Annotated in this window: 15 protein-coding genes; 6 read left to right on the plus strand and 9 right to left on the minus strand. The window is 31.6% G+C overall.

From position 1 onward, the window contains the following. The first annotated feature begins 32 nt into the window (after positions 1-32). The 4 genes from PW52_RS07320 to PW52_RS07335 all read left to right on the plus strand — a co-directional run bounded on the left by PW52_RS07320 (position 33) and on the right by PW52_RS07335 (position 4739). Positions 33-953, plus strand: coding sequence for a DUF368 domain-containing protein (locus PW52_RS07320; RefSeq protein WP_044632299.1), 921 nt, complete (start codon positions 33-35; stop codon positions 951-953). Continuing rightward, entirely contained in the window at positions 954-1970 is a 1017-nt protein-coding gene (locus PW52_RS07325; protein ID WP_044632300.1) for a DUF368 domain-containing protein, read from the plus strand. It begins immediately after the preceding gene. Then, positions 1967-2710 (plus strand): shikimate dehydrogenase family protein, encoded by a 744-nt coding sequence (locus PW52_RS07330; RefSeq protein ID WP_044632685.1) that lies wholly within the window; start codon positions 1967-1969, stop codon positions 2708-2710. Before PW52_RS07325 ends, PW52_RS07330 begins: the two co-directional genes overlap by 4 nt. A gap of 103 nt (positions 2711-2813) precedes the next feature. Continuing rightward, positions 2814-4739, plus strand: a complete 1926-nt coding sequence (locus PW52_RS07335; protein ID WP_044632301.1) for a DUF349 domain-containing protein — start codon at positions 2814-2816, stop codon at positions 4737-4739. A gap of 7 nt (positions 4740-4746) precedes the next feature. On the opposite strand, the gene PW52_RS17090 is transcribed toward PW52_RS07335, so the two are convergent. Both PW52_RS17090 and mazG read right to left on the minus strand, forming a co-directional pair. Continuing rightward, positions 4747-7254, minus strand: coding sequence for a T9SS type B sorting domain-containing protein (locus PW52_RS17090; protein WP_052823420.1), 2508 nt, complete (start codon positions 7252-7254; stop codon positions 4747-4749). Positions 7255-7455: 201 nt separating this feature from the next. Then, positions 7456-8229, minus strand: coding sequence for a nucleoside triphosphate pyrophosphohydrolase (mazG, locus tag PW52_RS07350; protein ID WP_044632302.1), 774 nt, complete (start codon positions 8227-8229; stop codon positions 7456-7458). Between the two features lie 298 nt (positions 8230-8527). Here mazG and PW52_RS07355 point away from each other — a divergent pair, with 298 nt between their 5' ends. Then, positions 8528-9202 (plus strand): C1q-like domain-containing protein, encoded by a 675-nt coding sequence (locus PW52_RS07355; RefSeq protein ID WP_044632303.1) that lies wholly within the window; start codon positions 8528-8530, stop codon positions 9200-9202. A gap of 281 nt (positions 9203-9483) precedes the next feature. Continuing rightward, positions 9484-9804: a YtxH domain-containing protein gene (locus tag PW52_RS07360; protein ID WP_044632304.1), complete on the plus strand. Its 321-nt coding sequence runs from the start codon at positions 9484-9486 to the stop codon at positions 9802-9804. Between the two features lie 109 nt (positions 9805-9913). Here the strand turns inward: PW52_RS07360 and PW52_RS07365 are convergent, their stop codons facing one another. From PW52_RS07365 to PW52_RS07395, 7 genes are all read right to left on the minus strand, one after another. Beyond that, positions 9914-12181 carry an aconitate hydratase gene (locus PW52_RS07365; RefSeq protein ID WP_044632305.1) on the minus strand — a complete coding sequence of 756 codons (2268 nt, stop codon included), beginning with the start codon at positions 12179-12181 and terminating at the stop codon, positions 9914-9916. 265 nt (positions 12182-12446) lie between these two features. Then, on the minus strand, positions 12447-15224 hold the full coding sequence (locus tag PW52_RS07370; protein WP_044632306.1) for a bifunctional aconitate hydratase 2/2-methylisocitrate dehydratase: 2778 nt from the start codon (positions 15222-15224) through the stop codon (positions 12447-12449). Between the two features lie 393 nt (positions 15225-15617). Then, positions 15618-16742 (minus strand): acyltransferase family protein, encoded by a 1125-nt coding sequence (locus PW52_RS07375; protein WP_044632307.1) that lies wholly within the window; start codon positions 16740-16742, stop codon positions 15618-15620. 11 nt (positions 16743-16753) lie between these two features. Further along, positions 16754-17707: an AAA family ATPase gene (locus PW52_RS07380; RefSeq protein WP_044632308.1), complete on the minus strand. Its 954-nt coding sequence runs from the start codon at positions 17705-17707 to the stop codon at positions 16754-16756. Between the two features lie 4 nt (positions 17708-17711). Then, complete coding sequence (locus PW52_RS07385; RefSeq protein ID WP_044632309.1) at positions 17712-19163, minus strand: peptidylprolyl isomerase; 1452 nt, start codon at positions 19161-19163, stop codon at positions 17712-17714. Beyond that, a complete protein-coding gene (locus tag PW52_RS07390; RefSeq protein WP_044632310.1) occupies positions 19126-19980 on the minus strand; it encodes a hypothetical protein in 855 nt (284 codons plus the stop codon). The genes PW52_RS07385 and PW52_RS07390 overlap by 38 nt, the downstream gene beginning before the upstream one ends. Further along, the gene (locus tag PW52_RS07395; RefSeq protein ID WP_044632311.1) at positions 19981-21927 is read right to left on the minus strand and encodes a peptidylprolyl isomerase; all 1947 of its coding nucleotides are present in this window, start codon (positions 21925-21927) and stop codon (positions 19981-19983) included. Positions 21928-21947 lie beyond the last annotated feature (20 nt).

The following is a 21947-nucleotide window of genomic DNA, read 5'->3' on the forward strand; positions in this document are numbered from 1 at the left end:
TATACCTTTGATTTTTACATAAAAAGTCAAGTATGCAAAGAAGTTTTAAAGACTATTTTATTATTTCCTTAAAAGGGCTAGCAATGGGAGCGGCAGATGTAGTCCCTGGAGTTTCTGGCGGAACAATTGCTTTTATCTCCGGTATTTACGAAGAGTTAATAACTTCACTAAACAATATTAATTTTAATTTAATTAAAACCTTAAAATCCGATGGTCTAAAAGCCACATGGCATCAATTAAATGGAAATTTTTTAGCAGCTCTTTTTACTGGAATAGGTATTAGTGTTCTATCTTTGGCAAAAGGTATAGAGTGGCTACTTCATCACCATCCTATTTTACTATGGGCTTTCTTTTTTGGATTAGTATTAGCTAGTATTATTTTTATTGGTAAACAAATTACAAAGTGGAAAATTTCAACCATTTCATTTTTAATTTTAGGGGCATCAATTGCTTTTTATATTACACAGTTGCCATCGCTCTCGGCTAATCAAAGCACATGGTTTTTATTTATTGCTGGTGCTCTGGCTATTTGCGCCATGATACTTCCTGGTATTTCAGGAGCATTTATATTAGTTTTATTAGGCGCTTATCAACCTATTCTATCTGCAGTAAATAATAAAGATATTAAAACCATTGCCATTGTAGGTTGTGGTGCTATTATTGGATTGTTATCGTTCTCTAAGCTTTTAAAATGGTTATTTAAAAACTATCACAATTTAACTTTAGCAGCATTAACAGGTTTTATTTTAGGTTCATTAAACAAGATTTGGCCATGGAAAAAGATACTATCATATCGTATTAACTCCAAAGGCGAACAAATTCCGTTTTTAGAGCAAAGTATCTCTCCTTTTTCATTTGATGGCGATAACAAACTCTTTTTTGCACTATTATTAATGATTATTGGTTTTTTCACAATTATTATATTAGAAAAATTAGGGAATAAAAAAACGTAAATGGAAAGTACTAGAACACTTACCGATAAAATTTTCCTTGTTTTGAAAGGTTTAGGTATGGGGGCTGCAAACAAAGTGCCCGGTGTTTCAGGTGGTGTAGTAGCTTTCGTGGCCGGTTTTTATGAAGAATTTATATATTCCTTAAAAAAAGTAAACCAAAATGCTTTTAAACTACTTTTAAATGGAAGGCTAAAAAGCTTTTATAGATATATTAACGGACGGTTTTTAAGCTTGTTGTTTTTAGGTATGCTTATAAGTTATTTTAGCATTTCTAAGATTTTAGATTACTTAATTGTACACTACGAACTTTATGTTTGGAGTGTGTTTTTTGGAATGATAATTGGCTCCATATATTATATTAATAAAGATTTCAAAGTTTGGAATTTCAAAACTGTTATGGCATTAACAATTGGGATTTTAGCAGGAATTAGCATTAGTTTTTTAAATCCTGCAAAAGAAAACGATAATCTTTGGTTTGTGTTTTTCTGCGGTATTATTAGCGTTTCAGGCATGACTCTTCCTGGTTTTTCAGGTTCATTTATACTTATTTTACTTGGTAATTATGTGTTACTATTAGTAGATTCTGTTAATGCTTTGTACGATACTTTTGCAAATATATTTAAAGGAGATTTTAGTTTTATTAGCGACAAAGAACGAATACGAATGCTAAAAGTTCTTGCCGTATTCACTATTGGTTCTGTTACAGGTTTAGTAACATTTTCACATGTTTTAAGTTATATTTTAAAACATTTTAAAGATATCACAACAGCAACCATTTTAGGTTTTATTATTGGTTCATTGGGTGTTGTCTGGCCGTGGAAAAAAACTATTTATAAATTAAATAATGACGGTAGTTTTTTGCTTGACAGTTCTGGAGAAAAGATAGTAGAATTTTATAAACGCTACGTACCTCAATTTGAAACTGAAACTTACTTAGCTATAACCTTTATATTTTTTGGTATTGCAATTGTTTTAGCATTAGAATGGTATGGACAAAAAACAAGACAAATAAAATGAAAAAATTAGGACTTTTAGGAAAAAATATTTCATATTCGTTCTCGCGATCTTATTTTAAAGAAAAATTCGAAAAAGAAAATATTAACGACATTACTTATGGTAATTTCGATATTGAAAGCATTGATCTTTTTCCTGAAATTATTAAAAACACTAAAGGACTTAAAGGATTAAATGTAACCATCCCATACAAAGAAGAGGTTATGCCTTATTTGGATAAAATTAAAAAAAAGGCAAGAGAAATTGGAGCCGTAAACACCATTAAAATATCAAAGAAAGGAAAGTTAGTTGGATATAACACTGATTATTATGGTTTTTATAAATCCATAGAGCCAGCTATAAAACCATATCACATGAGTGCTTTAATACTAGGCACAGGAGGTGCCAGTAAAGCTATAGCCTATAGCTTAAAAAAACTTGATATTCCATATCACTATGTGTCTCGAACAAAATCTAAAGACGTTACATATACCTATGATACTTTAACTAGTAGTATAGTAAAACAGCATAAAATTATTGTTAATTGCACACCATTAGGTACATTTCCAGATGTTGATGCCTGTCCAAATATTCCATATGACGGCATTACAAACCATCATGTTTTATTCGATTTAATATACAATCCAGCTGAAACAGCTTTTTTAAAACACGGTAAAGCTAAAAATGCCACTATCATTAATGGTTCTAAAATGTTAGTTTATCAAGCAGAAAAATCTTGGGAAATTTGGGGTTTAATTAAATAACACCTCTATTTTGTTAAAAGATACTCGCGGCGTTTTGTAAATAGCATACAGGTTATTATCTTTATATCAATTCAATTGAATAAGAACCCTAACATTTTATAAAATGTCTGACGAAAAAAACACATCCAACTCTGAAGAATTAGATAATTTAAATTCTAATGGAACATCATCTGAAGCTAACGTGGAAAATAATGAAAACTCAACGACTGCTCCAATAGCAACTTCAGCAGATGATGAAGTTTTAAATGAAATTGAAGAATCGAACGCCGAAGATGCTGAAGACGAAGGAAATAAAGACAGACATTCTATTGAGATAAAAGCTTACGACACCATGTCGCTAGAGGCTTTAGCTATTGAACTTGAGCGACTTTTAAAAACTGAAAAAATCCAAGCTATCCGTTCGCATGTATCTAGCATAAATGCGGAGTTTAAAAGTAAATTTGATTCCTTACTTGAAGAAAAAAAAGAAGAATTTATTAATAATGGTGGGCACGAGATAGACTTTTATTATTCTTCTCCTGTACATAAACGTTTTAAAACAGCCTATCGTGAATACCGGCAAAAATTAAACGACTATTACCAAAATATTGAAACAAACCTAAAACAAAATTTAACTCAAAAACTCGAAATTATAGAAGAGTTAAAAGGTTTAATAAATGTTGAAGAAAATATTAATACCACCTACAAGTACTTTAAAGAATTACAAGAACGTTGGCGAAACACAGGACCAATTCCAAGAGATAAATACAATAATGCATGGAATAGTTACCATCACCACGTAGAGATTTTTTACGATTTTTTGCATTTAAATCGAGATTTACGTGATTTAGATTTTAAGCATAATTTAGAAAAAAAATTACTAATTATAGAACGTGCTGAAGAACTTGCCAAAACAAACGATGTTTTAACTGCATTTAGAGAATTACAGGAGCTTCATAAAATGTGGAAAGAGGAACTGGGACCTGTTGCTAAAGAACATCGTGAAGAAATTTGGGAACGTTTTAAAACCGCTACAAAAACTATTAACGATAAACGCCAACTTTATTACAAAGAAATTGACAAGGTTTACGAGAAAAATTTAGAGAAGAAACTCGAAATCATCGCTAAAATAAATAACATCCACAACGAAGAAATAAATTCTCATGGTGTATGGCAGAAAAAAATTAAAGAAATTGAAACACTTCGTGAATCTTTTTTTAATGCTGGAAAAGTGCCTTTAAAAGTAAACGAAGAAACTTGGGCTAAATTTAAAGAAGCCGTTAGAACATTTAACCGTAAAAAAAATGCCTACTACAAAGGACTTAAAAAAGAGCAATATAGTAATTTACAAAAGAAGCTCGATTTAATTCAAATAGCCGAAGATAATAAAGACAGTGACGATTTTGAAATTACTACACCGCTAATGAAGAAAATTCAAAGCGATTGGAAAAAAATTGGTCATGTTCCACGAAAGGATAGTGACAAAATTTGGAAACGCTTTAAAACGGCTTGTAACTTTTATTTTGATAAACTTCATGCTACTAAAAATGCAGCTAACAAAGAGTTTATTGAAGCCTATAATAAAAAGAACACCTTTCTTACCGAGTTAAAAAATATTAAATTTACAGGAAGTAAAGACGAAAAAATTGCAGCGATAAAAGAAAAGATCGCTGAATGGCAAACCATTGGTAGAGTACCTAACGATAAACGTTACATAGAAGGCAAATTTCAAAAAACCATCGATGGGTTATTGTCTGCTTTAGACATGGAAAAGAATGAAGTTGAGATGATTAAATTTGAAAATAAGCTCGATACACTTTCAACAGCTTCAGATGATAATCGAGATTTAGATAACGAACGCGCCTTTATTCGTAAAAAGATTGATGAAGTTAAAAGTCAAATTAATCAACTAGAAAATAACCTTCAATTTTTCACAAATGTAGATGATGATAATCCACTTGTTAAAGAAGTTAAAAACAATATTAAAGCGCACAAAGAATCTTTAAATTTGTGGAAAACTAAGCTTAGTAAAATTAAAGAATTATACTAAACATAGATTATCGTAATAAACTAAAATGACCTCGGTAAGTTTTAATATTTCCCGAGGTTTTTTCTATTAATTTGGCAACGAACCAATAATCTGAATTCGGTAAAAATTCACCTTTAAAAGTACCATCCCAAATGCCAAGTTGTGCATTAAGTTGCTTAATTAGCATACCGTATCTATTATAAATATAAACTGTCGATTGGTTACTAAAATTATCATCCATACCTTCAACTTTCCATGTATCGTTTAAACCATCATTATTAGGCGTAAAAAATTTAGGAAAACCTAGTATAAAAATATCCAAACTAAATACACCACAACCATTTTTATCTCTTACAAAAACTTTGTGTTGTCCTGGTCTCAGATTACTAAAACGGGAAGTATCTTGATAATTATTCTCATCATTTATGGCAAACTCGTAATTACCAATGCCCAGTCGATTATTTTCATTATTTATGGTTATACTGTTATTATTTGAGGCTTGTTCAATTGTAATATCAGCTTCAGAAATTATAGCTGCAACCGATTGATTAACCGTGTAATTTACAGGCAAAGATTGACAACCTACTTGCGATGTTGCAACAACAGTATAAGTACCACCCGTTTCCGTATTTAATATTTTAGAAGTACTTACAACATCTCCAAACTCGTTTGTCCATTCATAATTAAAATCGCCAGTTGCATTTTCTGTATACAACTCCACAGGTCCATCATTTAAGCACAATATGTTCGATTGTTCTACATTAAATTTTGGTTTAGGTTGTACTTTTAACTGTAAATATTCGCCAATACCATAGCAACCTCCATTACCTTCACTTTCTACTCTAACAAACAATGTTTGCGAAAAACTAATTTCGTTTGTGTAATTATTTTGAGGCAGTATTTCGTTTTCCTCCAACTGTGCATCGATTAATGTTTTAAAATAATGCACGCTCAAATTTTGGTTTACAGGAAATTGTTGTAAAATGTCTTGTGCTGCTTCGGTTAAATCGAATGTATAAAAACCATCTGCAATTTGGTCATCACAAACTTCAAAATTATACATATAATCTTCAGGAAAGTTTGTTGTTGAAGTTTCTAAATTAATAGTAGAAAACACAGCACAACCATTGTTGTTTAGAATTCTAGCATAAACAGTACTTCCTTCATTATTATTATAAATAATAGAGTTTTCAATGGCATTTATATTTGCATCGGCATCATTAAAGGACTTAAAAAATGTAATGTCTAGATTACTTGAATTAGCGTTAACAATTATATCAATAGACTCTTCTAAATTAAAGAAAGTAAAACCATCGGCAGTACCATCTACATCACAATTTTTAAATACAACTTCGGAATTGTAATTTGGTTCTTCGTTTATAACAGCATTAACTGGTGTTTTAATGCCTTCAAAACAATTATTTTCTGAAGCTAAAACGTAATAAACGGTCGTTGTTGCTAAAAGAGGGGTTTCAAAAGTGTTTCCAGTAAAAATTGGAGTTTGGCTTTCTTCACTTTCGAACCAATAGACAATTGCAGACTCCAACTCTGAAAATGCCTTTAGTTCTAAAATACCAGTGCCGCATTTAGTACTATCTTCAACATAGCTAATTCGAGACACATAAATACTTGTACTGGTAGAAATATTAAGTTCTGGATCTCCTGGCATACCACCATATTCAACAATATATCCTTTAGGTTGATAGTCTCCAACATCGTTACCTTCGTTAGATAAATCGTTCCAAGAACCTGGTATCCCAACACCCGGAGATGTTATATGAGCATAATCTTCGTTTCCTACATTATTAGGTTCTCCGTTATTCCAAAACGCATAATTTGGAGAAGTACCATTTGCTTGTCCGTACCAAAAAACGAGTCCGTTTTCTGGCCCAGTTACCCATTTCCATTCACCTTCGTTTTCTGCATCACTACCACCAATCCAACCTGCTCCAGCAGCTTGTTCGCCAACTAATTGTGCTTCTTCAACTGTTGTTATTGTTGCCAAATAACCTTGCAAACCAAAATAAGTACGTGTTTGGGCTAAGTTTTTGGCCTCAGTCCAGGTAACGCCAAGATCATCAATATACTCGTAATAATGATTGGTTGAAGGTAAATAATTAGCATCGCCAATGGTTATTGAAAATACTTTATCTCTAGGATTATTACTTGTACTTTTAAAAATAATAGCTTTTGTAGCCTCAATTAAACTAGTATAACTAGCAAGCGGAGAATTACTACTTTTTAAAGTTAGCTTTCCTGCATTTACATCCCAAGTTGCCACAATATTTGGATGAGTACCCGATAAAATTAAAATATCGTCATCCATTTCATAACCTTCGGAAATTTGAATATAAAGCGCTTCTATTTCGGTGTCATCGGGGTCGTCAATAGTAAAATCTGTTACAATATTAATTTCAGAATTTGGGCAATAAGCCTGATTTCCAGTAGCTGTTAAGGTTGGTGCTATATTTTGTGTTCTTGCTATTATTGAAAAACAAAAACAACAAATAATCGATAAATTTAGTTTAGAAATCATTTATAGTTAGTTGGCAACCATTAAAGAAATGAATAAAAACTGAAAAGGCTTTAATATTCCGATGATTTTGAATTTTATTCGCTAAAATTCTTTTGAATCTCCAAAACAATTAGAATTACTGAGAACAACAAACACATCAAACAGAAGCAGACTAACAAAACTAACTAGTAACTTATTACCTTAAGAATAAGAATGAATAGGTTAAAGTAATTTCGCTTCTTCCCAAAATACATCCATTTCGGCTAGAGTCATGTCCTTTAAATTTTTATTTAATTCTTTAGCTTTATCTTCCAAGTACATAAATCTTGCAGAGAATTTCTTATTGGTACGTTCTAAAGCATTTTCTGGGTTTATTTTTAAAAAACGTGCATAATTAACCATCGAAAATAAAACATCTCCAAACTCGCTTTCCATAGCTGTTTTAGTTCCAACTTTAACCTCGGCTTTAAACTCATTTAATTCTTCTTCTACTTTTTCCCAAACTTGTTCCGGTTTTTCCCAATCAAAACCAACACCAGCTACTTTATCTTGAATCCTATTTGCTTTTACTAAGGCTGGTAAACTTTTAGGCACGCCTTCAAGAACACTTTTTTTGCCTTCTTTAAGTTTTAAGTTTTCCCAATTTCGTTTTACATCATCTTCGTTTTCAACTTTAACATCGCTATAAATATGTGGATGTCTATGAATTAATTTATCGCAAATAGTATTGCAAACATCTGCAATATCGAAATCTTTGGTTTCACTACCAATTTTTGAATAAAACACAATATGAAGTAATACATCTCCTAATTCTTTTTTTACTTCGTCCAAGTCATTATCTAAAATGGCATCTCCCAACTCGTAAGTCTCTTCAATAGTTAAATGACGTAATGTTTCCATAGTTTGCTTTTTATCCCATGGACATTGTTCACGTAACTCATCCATAATAGTCAATAAACGGTCAAAAGCTTTAAGTTGATGTTCTCTTGAATTCATAAAAACAGAAAATTTATTATTACCAGAAAATAATTAATACTTAAATCAAATTTAAGATTATTTAGGGTTTATACCTTAGTTATAAGTTTTATTTTAAGCTACCTGCTTTTTTGAAAAAATAAACAACTTGTAAACTTTCACTCTTGTATCTCTACTCGTGCAAAAACAAAAATATAAACTTACAAAAACAACATTTAATCTAATTTTACAGAATTTAATCGTTAAAATTATTATTTTTTTACTACTTTAGGAATACAACACCGCAAATCATGCAAATGATTTATTAACAGACCAATTAATGAAATCAAAATTTGTAATTATATTAACTATTATACTTTATAGTAAAACATTACTTGCACAAGTTGGAATAGGAACTACAACGCCTATGGCAACTTTAGAGATTAACGGTGACTTAAAAATAAATACAACCACTTTCGAAACAGACGAGCAGGTAATTCGTGATTCTATTTTAGTAATATCACAAGATGGTATTGTAAATAGAACAAAGGCTACAAATATTTTAAATGCATCATTACCTACAATGGTAAAAGCGTCTATGTCTGGTGGAGGTAATATTTTACATGTTATTTTATTAGGTGCACCAGAAACAATTAAATATGATACAGAAACTATTGATAATAATAACGAGTTTGATACCACAACACATACTTTTACAGCTAAACAAGATGGTATTTATGCCGTAAATGCACAAATTAAAATAAGTTCTTTAATTTCTGTTAGTACAAATTTTGGAATTGGTATATATAAAAATGGTGTGTTAATAGCTGAAGAAGAATATTTAAACGTACATACAGGAGCCTTTAGTGTATCATCTCCTATTAGAAAGGTATCTACAGTAATAGATTTAGTTACTGGCGATGAAATAACTTTTAAACTATCTTCTAGTATCGCAAGCGTTGATTTACTTGGAAACCAAACGGAATCGTTTTTTACAATTTACCAACTTAGATAACTTTACACCGCGTTAGGGATTGAAACGGCATCCTTTTTTGAGGTACGAGAAAAAGATATAGTATAAAGCCCGCCACAATTGTTTACACTAAAATTAGCTTGATAAAAACATATAAATTTACTTCTTGTTCTTCAAGTTTTTATTCTACTAAAAAAATTGTGGAACGCCTAAATAACAGTCATTCTCTAATTTTAAGTATTTGGCATTGAATTTGTTTGTAACATTTTAGTAGTTTTTATTACTAACAAGTAAAACAGGTTTAATTTAAAAGAAAAATAAAAATGATTAGTAAAGGAACATTAATTTTAGGAACACTTATTGGTGCTGGTTTGGGTGTTTTACTGGCCCCAGATAAAGGTAAAATTACCAGAGATAAATTAAAAAAAGAAGGTGGTAACATTAAGGATAAAATTACTGAAGATTTTACCGAAGTTACCGAAGATTTAAGCAAAGCTGCAGCTTCTGGAAAAGATAAACTTAAGGAAGATTTAAAAGGTTTTGCAAAAAAAGCTAGTTATAAAACTGAAGAGGCTATTACTTTTTTAGAAAAACAACTGGCTATTTTAAAAGAAAAAAACAGAAATTTACAGCAAACTAGCTAAGAACTATTTTAAATTTATACTGAAGTTAATTCAAGATTAAATGAAAATAAAAAAATCCAACATTTTTAAGTTGGATTTTTTTATTACTGTGGTATTTGCTTTTTAAATATTAAGCATTTTGCTTTTTTATTAAATTTAAAGCAGAACCTTCTTTATACCAATCTATTTGGGCTTCGTTATAAGTATGATTTAATTTAATAGTGTCTTTACTACCATCGGCATGAACAACCTCTAAGGTTAATTGCTTATCTGGTGCAAACTCATTTAAATCTAAAAAGTTAAAAGTATCATCTTCTTGAATTAAATCGTAATCACTTTCATTCTCAAAAGTTAGCCCAAGCATACCTTGTTTTTTTAGGTTTGTTTCGTGTATACGTGCAAATGATTTTACAATTACAGCAGCTACACCTAAATGGCGTGGTTGCATAGCAGCGTGCTCTCTCGAAGAACCTTCACCGTAATTATGGTCGCCAACTACTACAGTTTTAATACCTTCTGCTTTGTAAGCACGTTGTACATCTGGCACACCACCATAATCTCCTGTTAATTGGTTTTTAACAAAGTTTGTTTTTTTATTAAATGCATTTACTGCACCTATTAAAGTGTTATTTGCAATATTATCTAAATGTCCACGGAAACGTAACCAAGGTCCAGCCATACTAATATGGTCGGTTGTACATTTACCAAAGGCTTTTATTAATAGTTTAGCTCCTGTTATAGAGTCTCCTAAAGGCTCAAAAGGTGTAAGTAATTGAAGTCTTTCAGAATCTGAAGCTACAACAACATCAACATTACTACCATCTTCTTTTGGTGCTAAATAACCGTTTTCTTTAACCTCGAAGCCTTTTGGAGGTAACTCCCATCCTGTTGGCTCATCAAACATAACCTCTTCACCATCTTCGTTAATTAACTTATCTGTTAACGGGTTAAAATCTAACTTACCTGAAATGGCAATTGCAGCAGTTAATTCTGGAGATGCAACAAAGGCGTGTGTGTTAGGGTTACCATCGGCACGTTTAGCAAAATTTCTGTTAAATGAATGCACTATACTATTTTTTGGTGCATTTTTAGGATCGGAATAACGCGCCCACTGACCAATACATGGTCCACAAGCATTAGTAAATATAGTAGCATCTAAATCTTCAAAAACTTTTAAAATACCATCACGTTCGGCAGTATAGCGTACTTGCTCGGAACCTGGATTAATACCAAATTCTGCTTTAGTTTTTAATTTTTTATCTAAGGCCTGTTGTGCTATGGATGAAGCTCTAGACAAATCTTCATAAGATGAGTTTGTACAAGAACCTATTAATCCCCATTCTACTTTTAATGGCCAATCGTTATCTGTAGCTTTTTTAGTCATTTCGCTACCTGCTGGTGTTGAAAGATCTGGTGTAAACGGACCATTTAATAATGGGGTTAATTCTGATAAGTTAATTTCAATAACTTGATCGAAATACTGCTCTGGGTTTACATAAACTTCAGGATCGGCAGTTAAATAATCTTTTACTTTATTAGCCGCTTCTGCTACATCTACTCTATCGGTTGCTTTTAAATAGCGCTCCATAGATTCGTCGTAACCAAAAGTTGAAGTGGTTGCTCCTATTTCTGCTCCCATATTACAAATAGTACCCTTACCTGTACAAGACATACTTATGGCACCTGGACCAAAATATTCTACAATTGCTCCAGTTCCTCCCTTTACAGTTAATATTTCAGCTACTTTTAAAATGACATCTTTAGGCGCTGTCCAACCCGATAATTTTCCAGTTAATTTTACACCAATAAGTTTTGGGAATTTAAGTTCCCAAGCCATACCTGCCATTACATCAACTGCATCTGCCCCACCAACTCCAATAGCAACCATACCTAAACCACCAGCATTAACTGTGTGAGAATCCGTACCAATCATCATTCCTCCTGGAAATGCATAATTTTCTAAAACTACTTGATGTATAATTCCTGCTCCTGGTTTCCAGAAACCAATACCGTATTTATTTGAAACTGACTCTAAAAAATTAAAAACTTCACTACTTACACTATTAGCATGCTTTAAATCTTTTGCAGCACCATCTTTTGCTTGTATTAAGTGATCACAATGAACAGTAGTTGGCACTGCTACTTTAGGTTTACCAGCTTGCATAAATTGCAGTAATGCCATTTGTGCTGTTGCATCTTGGCATGCAATTCTATCCGGTGCAAAATCTACGTAATCTTTACCTCGAACAAATGCCTTAGAAGGAGTTTTATCCCATAAATGATTGTATAATATTTTTTCTGATAATGTTAAAGGTTTACCAACTATTTCGCGTGCTTTATCTACACGCTCTGCCATTGTTGAATAAACACCTTTTATCATTTCAATGTCGAATGCCATATTATTCTTTTTTTATGATTATGTTTTAAAATTATTAAAAAAAAGTGATAAGATTGATAGTATAATTAGATATCATTTTAATTTAGATTTGTTATAAGTTAACTACTCGTTGTTTAATAAAAAGCATTATATATAAAACATTTCAACTATTTAACTTAGCTTAATTTAATAATTTTTAAAAGAAATTTTCATAATAAAAGGTTAATAAAAAAAGCTCGAATATAATATTCGAGCTTTTCAATTTTATACATTCTAAACCTTTCTTTTAAAGAACTAATTCTTTTTGTGAAGGTTTAAATTTAGTTAATACTATACCATCTACGGCTGCTTCATATTCTTCCATAGTTGGAGTTCTACCCAAAATTGTAGATAAGACTACAACTGGTGTTGAAGACAATAAAGATTCTCCTTTTTTCTCTCCAGAATCTTTTACTACACGACCTTGGAATAAACGTGTTGAGGTTGCCATAACCGTATCTCCGGGTTCTGCCTTTTCTTGGTTACCCATACAAAGGTTACAACCTGGACGCTCTAGGTATAACATGTTTTCATATTTTGTACGTGCTAACCCTTTTGGTGCACTATCATCAAACTCGAAACCTGAGTATTTTCGTAATACTTCCCAGTCGCCTTCTGCTTTTAACTCATCAACAATATTATAAGTTGGTGGTGCAACCACTAATGGTGCTTTAAATTCCACTTTACCATGTTGTGCTTCAATATTTTTTAGCATTTGCGCTAAAATTTTCATGTCGCCTTTATGAACCATACAAGAACCTACAAAACCTAAATCTACTTTTTTAGTTCCACCATAAAATGATAATGGGCGTATTGTGTCATGCGTGTAACGCTTAGAAACATCTTCGTTATTTACATCTGGATCGGCAATCATTGGTTCAGCAATTTCATCTAAATCAATAACAACTTCGGCATAATATTTAGCACTGGCATCTGGTTTTAAAGCTGATTTTATACCAGTTTTAAGCTCTTGAATTCTGTTATTTGCTTTATCAACTAAACCTTTAAGCATTTGCTTTTCGTTATCCATACCTTTATCTATCATGATTTGGATACGGCCGCAAGCAATTTCTAAAGATTCTATTAAAGTTTCATCTTCTGAAATACAGATTGATGCCTTTGCTTTCATTTCGGCAGTCCAATCGGTAAATGTAAAGGCTTGGTCTGAAGTTAATGTACCAATATGAACTTCAATAACGCGACCTTGAAAAACGTTTTCTCCGTCAAATTGCTTAAGCATTTGTTGTTGCGTAGCATGAACCACATCACGGAAATCCATAAAGCTTCTCATGTTTCCTTTAAAAGTAACTTTTACAGATTCTGGAATAGGCATTGTTGCTTCACCTGTTGCTAAAGCTAATGCTACTGTACCTGAATCGGCACCAAAAGCAACACCTTTAGACATACGTGTATGTGAATCTCCACCTATAATTATGTCCCAATCATCAACAGTAATATCATTTAAAACTTTGTGAATTACGTCCGTCATTGCATGATACTTTCCTTTAGGATCACGACCTGTAATTAACCCAAAGTCGTTCATAAACTTCATTAAACGTGGAATATTTGCAATAGATTTATCGTCCCATACAGAAGCTGTATGACATCCAGATTGGTAACCCGCGTCAACAATTGGAGAAATAACAGTTGCTGCCATCATTTCTAATTCTTGAGAAGTCATTAAACCAGTTGTATCTTGAGATCCAACAATATTTACTTCTACACGAACATTAGATCCTGAATGTAACGTTTTACCTGGAGTAGTACCAACAGCATTTTTGTTAAATATTTTTTCAACGGCAGTTAAACCTTGTCCTTCTATAGAAATTTCTTTTGAAGGTGCATATACTTGAGGAATATCAATACCTAATACTTTACAAGCAAAGGTTTGTAATTTTTTACCGAACACTACGGCATAAGAACCTCCTGCTTTAATGAACTCCATTTTTTGTGGGGTTAAAGCCGCAGAAATATCTATTAATTCAACATCGCCGTTATATAATTTTTTCTCTTTTGTGTTTATGGTTAAAACCGTACCCGTTTTTACAGAGTAAACCTCTTTTAAAATGGGTTCTCCATCTGCATCTACAATGGTATTACCATTTTCATCTTTTTGTTTTACCCAGTTTTTTAAATCGATACCAATTCCTCCGGTTACACCAACGGTTGTTAAGAAAATTGGTGCAATACCATTGGTACCAGCAATTACTGGTGCAAAGTTAATAAACGGCACATACGGACTAAAAGGAACACCTGTCCATAAAGCCACGTTATTTACACCAGACATACGAGACGATCCAACTCCCATAGTTCCTTTTTCTGCAATTAACATAACGCGTTTATCGGGGTGTTGTTCTTTTAAGGCTAACACCTCGTTTTGCATATCTTTATTGTGCTCGAAAATACACTGCCCATGTAATTCACGGTCTGAACGTGAGTGCGCATCGGCACCAGGTGAAAGTAAATCGGTTGAAATATCACCAACACCTGCAATGTATGTAACTACATCAATTTTTTCTTCTACTTCTGGAAGTTTTGTGAAAAATTCTGCTTGTGCATAACTTTCTATAATATCTTTAGCAATAGCACTTCCATTTTTATATGCCGCTTCTAATCGCTCTGTATCAGCCTCATATAAAAAAACTTGTGTTTTTAAAACTTTAGCTGCTTCTTTGGCTAATGCCTCGTTATCTCCTAAGGCAATATCTAAAAGAACTTCAATAGATGGCCCACCTTTCATATGAGATAATTGCTCGAATGCAAAAGTTGGTGTTATTTCATCTACAATTTCCTCTCCAAGGATAATTTCCTTTAAAAACTTTGCCTTTACACCTGCTGCACTTGTAGTACCTGGTAAGGTGTTATAAATAAAAAAGTTTAGAGATTCTTCTCTGTGTGGATTATTTGCTTCTTTAATTTGCGAAATTATTTCACTAGTTAATTCAGCTCCATCAATTGGCTTGGGATGTAACCCTTGAGCCTTTCTTTCTTCAATCTCCTTAAGGTACTCACTGTAAATGCTCATATTTAGAAGTCTTTTCGTTTTAGGCCCACTACAAAATTTAGATAATAGTTAGTATTTTATAAACCCTTCAATTTGTAGATTAAGCCTTTTTGTTATAGTTATTAGTTTATTTTAAAAGTCACGCAAAATACTAAATAAATACAAAGTTTTAAAAATAAAATGGGTATTGCTTCACCTTACAATACTAAATTATTATAGTCCTATTAATATTTAATATGATTTACATTTTTTACATTAAAAAGTTTAAAATTTTGCATATTATTTAAACTAAAACCTTTTCGTTTTACCATAATATGCTTTTTAGCATTAATATTACGGTAATTCCTTCATGTTTTAATTTATATTCTTTTAACCACTAGTTGTAAAAGAAAATAGATTAAAAAATAAAACTATTTAAGCATTTATATTTCTATCTCTAAATTTTAAGATTGGCTTTTCAAAATAATTAAACATTAAATAAGCTAGCATAAAGCTTAAAAACCAATAAGAAAGCAGAATTAAAAGTTTATTAAACCCGCTTAAATCAGAAACAAAAATAAATTGTTTGATTGTTAACAAAACAACAGAATAATTAACCAGATATAATGAATATGACCATAAACTTATATTAACTACTACTTTGTTATTTTTACTTTTATAAGTTGAAAAGAAAGGGAAAAATAAAAGTATGTTTACTGATAATAGAGGTAAATAAAAGACATTATAAAAAAGCAAGTATGCATTGGGGTTTAATGCTGATTTAAAAAGATAAAAATGTATTGATACAAACATAACAATACCTAAAACTAAAGTTAACTTATTTATTTTTCGCCAAAATTTAGAGTGATAAAAACTTAAATAGGCACCTATAAACCCATAATAAATGCTATCTATTCTGGTAATAACAACTTTCCTAAAAGAATGACTCCAATTAAAGTTTTCAGTCATACCTAAATTTGTGATATGCAGCCATATTTTGGTAATTAAAAAAAATATTATAACACAAATTGTAACTACCAAGAAAGATGTTTTTGTTACGCGTTTAAATATTATGGCAATAAACAATAATAAAATTGGCCCCAAAATGTATGCAAACTCTTCGATACTTAAACTCCAAGATTCTGTAAAAAAACTAGGTGTAGCTTCAATTAAATTTTGAGTAAAATAAAAATAACTGTAAATACCTTCTGGTAATTTCTTTTTAAAACAAAGTAGCAGTACAATATTTATTATTAGAATAAAATAATAGTTAGGTAAAGTTCTTAACCAACGTCTAAGCCAAAACCTGTATAAATCTTGAGACTTAGTATACCCTAAATCTATATGTTTTATTAAAATAGTTCCTATAAGAAATCCGCTTAAAACAAAGAAAACATCAACACCTACTGTTCCAAAAAACTGGATAAATTTAATTGATTTTAATTCTGAGTCTGGAAAAATTAAAATAGTAGAATGTGAGCTTAATATAAGTAGTATTGCAATAGCTCTTACCAAATCTAACCCATAAATTCTTTCTTTAGAAGTTGTTATAGGTTGCATAAAAACCTAATTTAAAACAACGCTTTAATAAGTTGTTCTTCTGTTATTCCTTCTGCTTCGGCTTTATAATTTTTTATTATTCTATGCCTTAAAATTCCAGTGGCTACAGCTTGTACATCTTCAATATCTGGTGAGAATTTACCGTTAATGGCAGCGTGCGTTTTAGCTGCTAAAACTAAATTTTGAGAGGCTCTTGGTCCAGCTCCCCAATCAATATAATTTTTTACAATTTCTGGAGTATTATTTCCGTTAGGTCTTGTTTTACCTACCATTGCTACAGCATATTCTATAACATTATCTGCTACAGGAATTTTACGAATTAATTGCTGAAAACCTAAGATCTCTTTTGATGAAAATAACGCTTTTACTTCTACTTTTTTATTTGATGTAGTAGCTTTTACTACTTCTACCTCTTCTTGAAAGGTTGGGTACTCTAAGTTAATAGCAAACATAAAACGGTCTAATTGAGCTTCTGGTAACGGATAAGTTCCCTCCTGCTCAATTGGGTTTTGCGTTGCTAAAACAAAATATGGTAAGTCTAATTTATAATGATGTCCTGCAACTGTAACCGCACGTTCTTGCATAGCTTCAAGTAAAGCTGCTTGCGTTTTTGGTGGTGTACGATTAATTTCGTCGGCTAAAATAATATTTGAAAAAATTGGGCCTTTTATAAATTTAAACTGTCTGTCTTCGTCTAAAATTTCACTTCCTAAAATATCGCTTGGCATTAAATCGGGCGTAAATTGAATACGCTTAAAATCTAAACCTAAAGCCTGTGAAATGGTATTTACCATTAAGGTTTTTGCTAAACCAGGAACACCTATTAAAAGTGAGTGACCGCCAGAGAAAATGGATATTAATATTTGGGTAACAACTTCGTCTTGACCAATAATTACTTTTGCAATTTCTGTTTTTAGGCCTTGAAATTGCTTAACAAATTTCTCAATAGCAGTTACATCGGACATATATTTACTTTTTTAACCAGTTACTTGAAAATTCGCAATCTCTACGATCTCCACTTATTTTTATGTAAGTGTCCATAATTTTTTCCTTTTGCCATTTTTCAACTGCTCTAATTTTCTTTTCGTCAAGAGCTAATTCTTTAATTTTCAAAAAGTCTTTGGCGTAATCTGCAATGTGCTCATCTACTCTATCGGTAACCATTAAAATTTTAAATTTAGTATTACCTGTTCTGTCCTGTTCACTTAATACTAAACTAACTTCGCCATCTTTTAAATTTTGAATTTGAGAATACAGTTCTGGATCCATTCTGGTTAACTCAAAATTATAATCTTGCGTTGTTGGGTTTATTAATTGGCCACCATCGTTACGGGTTTCTTTTTCGTCGCTTGCCTCACGTGCGGCATCAGCAAACGTAATATCTCCAGATACAATACGTTCTCTTACTTTTTCTAAACGTTCTTTAGCCTCAACTACAGCTTCGCTCGCCACTTTAGGTGTTAATAAAATATGCGCGATATCGTATTCTTGACCTCTAATTTTTTCTAAAGTTATAATATGATATCCAAAATTGGTTTTAAAAGGTTCTGATATTTCGCCTTCTTGCAATGCAAAAGCAACTTCGCGAAACTCTTTTACCATTTGAGGTTTCTTTTTATTTAAAGTATACTTACCGCCTCTACTTGCAGAACCTGGATCTTCGGAATATAAAACGGCTTTAGAACGGAAACTTGCTCCGTTTTCAATAATATCGGCCTTAAATTGTTTTAATCTATCAATTACGCGTTGCTCCTCTTCTTTCGATACTTTTGGTTCGGCAACAATTTGTGCTACCTTAAGTTCGGTTCCAAAAGTTGGACGGTCTTCCTTTGGAATATCGTTAAAAAAGCTACGTACTTCTTCTGGAGTAATTTCAACTTCTTCAACAATACTTGCCTGCATACGTTGCGCCAATTGGTTTGCCTTGTTTATTGCAAACATTTCATCACGGAAACTTTTTTCGTCTTCTTTTTTGTAGAACGCTAACAAACGATCCATGTTACCGTTTACTTGCTGTAAAAATTGTTCTATTTGGTAATCTACTTGTCTTCTAATTTCGGCATCAGAAACAACGATACTATCTTGAATGGCATGATGCGCATACAATTTATTTTCTAACAGCTTACCAAATAACTCACAATCGGTAATATCTTTTGTGCTATAACCGCCAGCCTCCAATTGTAAACGTTCTTTTTCAATATCTGAGTCTAGTACGATATAATCGCCAACCACAGCAGCAACACCATCAACCTTTACAGCCTTTTGTTTATTTGTTGTATCTATTACTTTTGAAGCGACTTCCTTTTCATCTTCAATTATTTCTTGCGCCGACATAACATTTACTGCTAAAACGCTTATGCAAATGGGTAAAATGTATTTCAAATTAATTGTAAATTTCAAATTGTTTGTTTTTAATAGCATCTTTTGTGATATCCTTTTCTAATTCTTTAATTAACTCTAGTTTGCGCTTATTTATTACGATTTGGTTAATTGTAGGCTTAACATATTCCAATGGTGCCGTATCGTTACGTAATAACACATCGTTAATTTGCATCAAATATACTCCTAATGAATCTTTGAGTTGTATAAAATTAGATTTTTTTAACAGTTCGTTTGAGTTTTCGGTAGTTATTGCAGGTATTTTTTGAACCACTTGATTAAACTTAATCCATATTGAATCGTTAAGCGAATAAGATTTAAACTGAATAGAAATAGAATCTAAAACCTTTTTATCTTCCTTATTATAGCGTTTAAACCGCTCGTTAATTGTTTTAAAATCGATGATATTTTCATCTAAATGAATATATCGAAATTTAATTAACTCTTCGTTTAACTTAAAAATTTCTTTATTGTTTTGATAATATTGTTCGGCTTCATTTAATTTAACAATAGTATCTATATTTCGTTTTACAAGCGCTTCTACATAAGCTTTTGCGTACAAATCATTCTTATATTGATTTACTAGCTTGTTAAACGTTTCCTGTTTTTTTTGACTTAAATTTAGTCTTGCACCATCTACAAAAAGCTGTTGGGTTGCCCATTTATTTATAAAATTCTGCACAAGAAGCGTACTGTCTTCTACCGATGCATCTTCGGGCACCAAATCTTCAATATCGCTTAAATACAAATACGATTCGTTTACTCGAGCCACAGGAATTCCTTCTTGCTCGGTTTTAAAAAACTGACAAGACTGAGCTACAACTACTATTGTTAATATGATGAGAAAACGCTTATGCACTTAGTTGTTTTTTATTTGATTTTTTACTTCTTGCAATACTTTTTCATCAATATCAACTTCGTATTTTTCGTGCAATCCGTTTACCCAATTAATTTCTTTTTGTTGTTGGTAATCGTTAATTACAGCACCTTTTGCCTCGACAAACTCGAGCTGCTTTTTAGGTAAAACTTCATTAATTTTCACCACAACATAAGAATCGTTATGGCTCAATATTTTTGAAACACCTACATTAAATGCTAAGTTTTTTGGTAATGTTTGATGGTTTCTTTCTAAAATACCCGTTGAGAACAACACGTCAATTTTATCTTCTGAATTAACTAATGGTTTAATTTTTTCGACATCGTAACCTTTTTCAAACCATTTAGCTACCTTTTTTAAAGCCTTTTTATTTGATGATGATGCCACTACAGCATCAATTTTTTCATTTGAAATGTAATTGGCTTTATGCGATTCGAAATATTCTTTTACCGCTAAAATATCATTACTAGCGGCATTCCAAATGGTATTTTCCATTAAATCGAAAAGCAACAACCCGTCGCGATACTCGCCAACTATGTTTGCAAATTCTTCGTTTTCATATTCTAAATTATTTTCATGATAACGAATTAAATTTTCGTTTAAAAAGTTGTTATAAACATTATTTACAATGGTTTTAAAAGGTGCTTTTGCGGTTGGGTTTCTTTGCGATTTCATTAAATAATCGGCAAAATGCTTATACGAAAATGTTCTTTTCCCAATTACTACTAAAGTTTTTTTACCAATAAAATTTGGTGGTAAAAACCATGTTTTAGTAAAATAGCTATCGTTTAAAATAGATTCGAAATAACTTAAATCTGGTGTCGATGTAATGTTATAGTGCTTTTTTAATTTTGTTGTTAAAGCCTCATCTATAAGTTTAGAACGATCGTCACGCTCCACTTTATTAATAAGATCTGACTTTATGCTTTCAAATTCAGGAATTAGTTTAGTATCATATAATTTTACAATGTGCCAACCATAATCCGACTTAAAAGGCTGAGAGAAATCTCCAATGTTTTCTAAAGAAAAAGCCACATCTTCAAATTCCTGCGAACGCAATTGTCCTCCTTTTATTGGTGCTAGTTTTCCTCCATTTGATGCGGTACTTTTATCGTCTGAAAATTGTTTCGCTAAAGCTTCAAAGTCTTCTCCTTGTTTTAATTTTTGATATATCTCTTGAATTTTAACCTCTGCCTTTTCGGCACTATTGTTATTATTAACCAACATAATATGTGCTACGGTTCGCTCACCGCGTGACTCACGTTTATCTAACACATTAACTATATGATAGCCAAAACGTGTACGAAATGGTTTCGAAATGTCGCCAACAGGTGTGTTAAAGGCAACCGTTTCAAAATTATACACCATTTTAAAACCAGAAAAATAACCTAATTTTTCACCATAAATAGTTTGTCCATTATGCACTTCTTGCCTCACTTTTTCGAAACCTTCTTTTAATGCTCTATCTCGCAAAGCATTAATTTTATTAAAGGCTGCTAAAGTATCTTGTGGACTAGCGGTTTCGGCGAGTTTTACAAGGATGTGATTCGCATTAACATCGTACGAAATACGCTCGTAAGCTTCTTCAACTAAAGCATCGGTTACTTTAGTGTCTTTCATAAAACCTTTAGCTAATTGCCTTTTATAACTCGATAATTCGCGTAAATAATTTGGGTTGTTATCGAAACCCAAAGCATGGGCTTCTTTTAATTTTAATTTATAGTTTACAAAAAGGTCCAGATAATTATCTACCTCTTTTTGAGATTCATCTTGAACCAAATCAAGATTTTTATTATAAACTCTTAAAAATTCTGAAGTATATATCGAATCATTATCAATAGTAAAAAGAATTTTATCTTTTTGCGTTTGTGCATTTAGATTTACAAAAAAAGCTGTAAGAAATAAAGTTAAAAATCCGCAGACGCGCATGATATTATTTTTTTAGAATG

This window comes from Neotamlana sedimentorum (assembly GCF_000943565.1).
Taxonomy (GTDB): Bacteria; Bacteroidota; Bacteroidia; order Flavobacteriales; family Flavobacteriaceae; genus Neotamlana; species Neotamlana sedimentorum.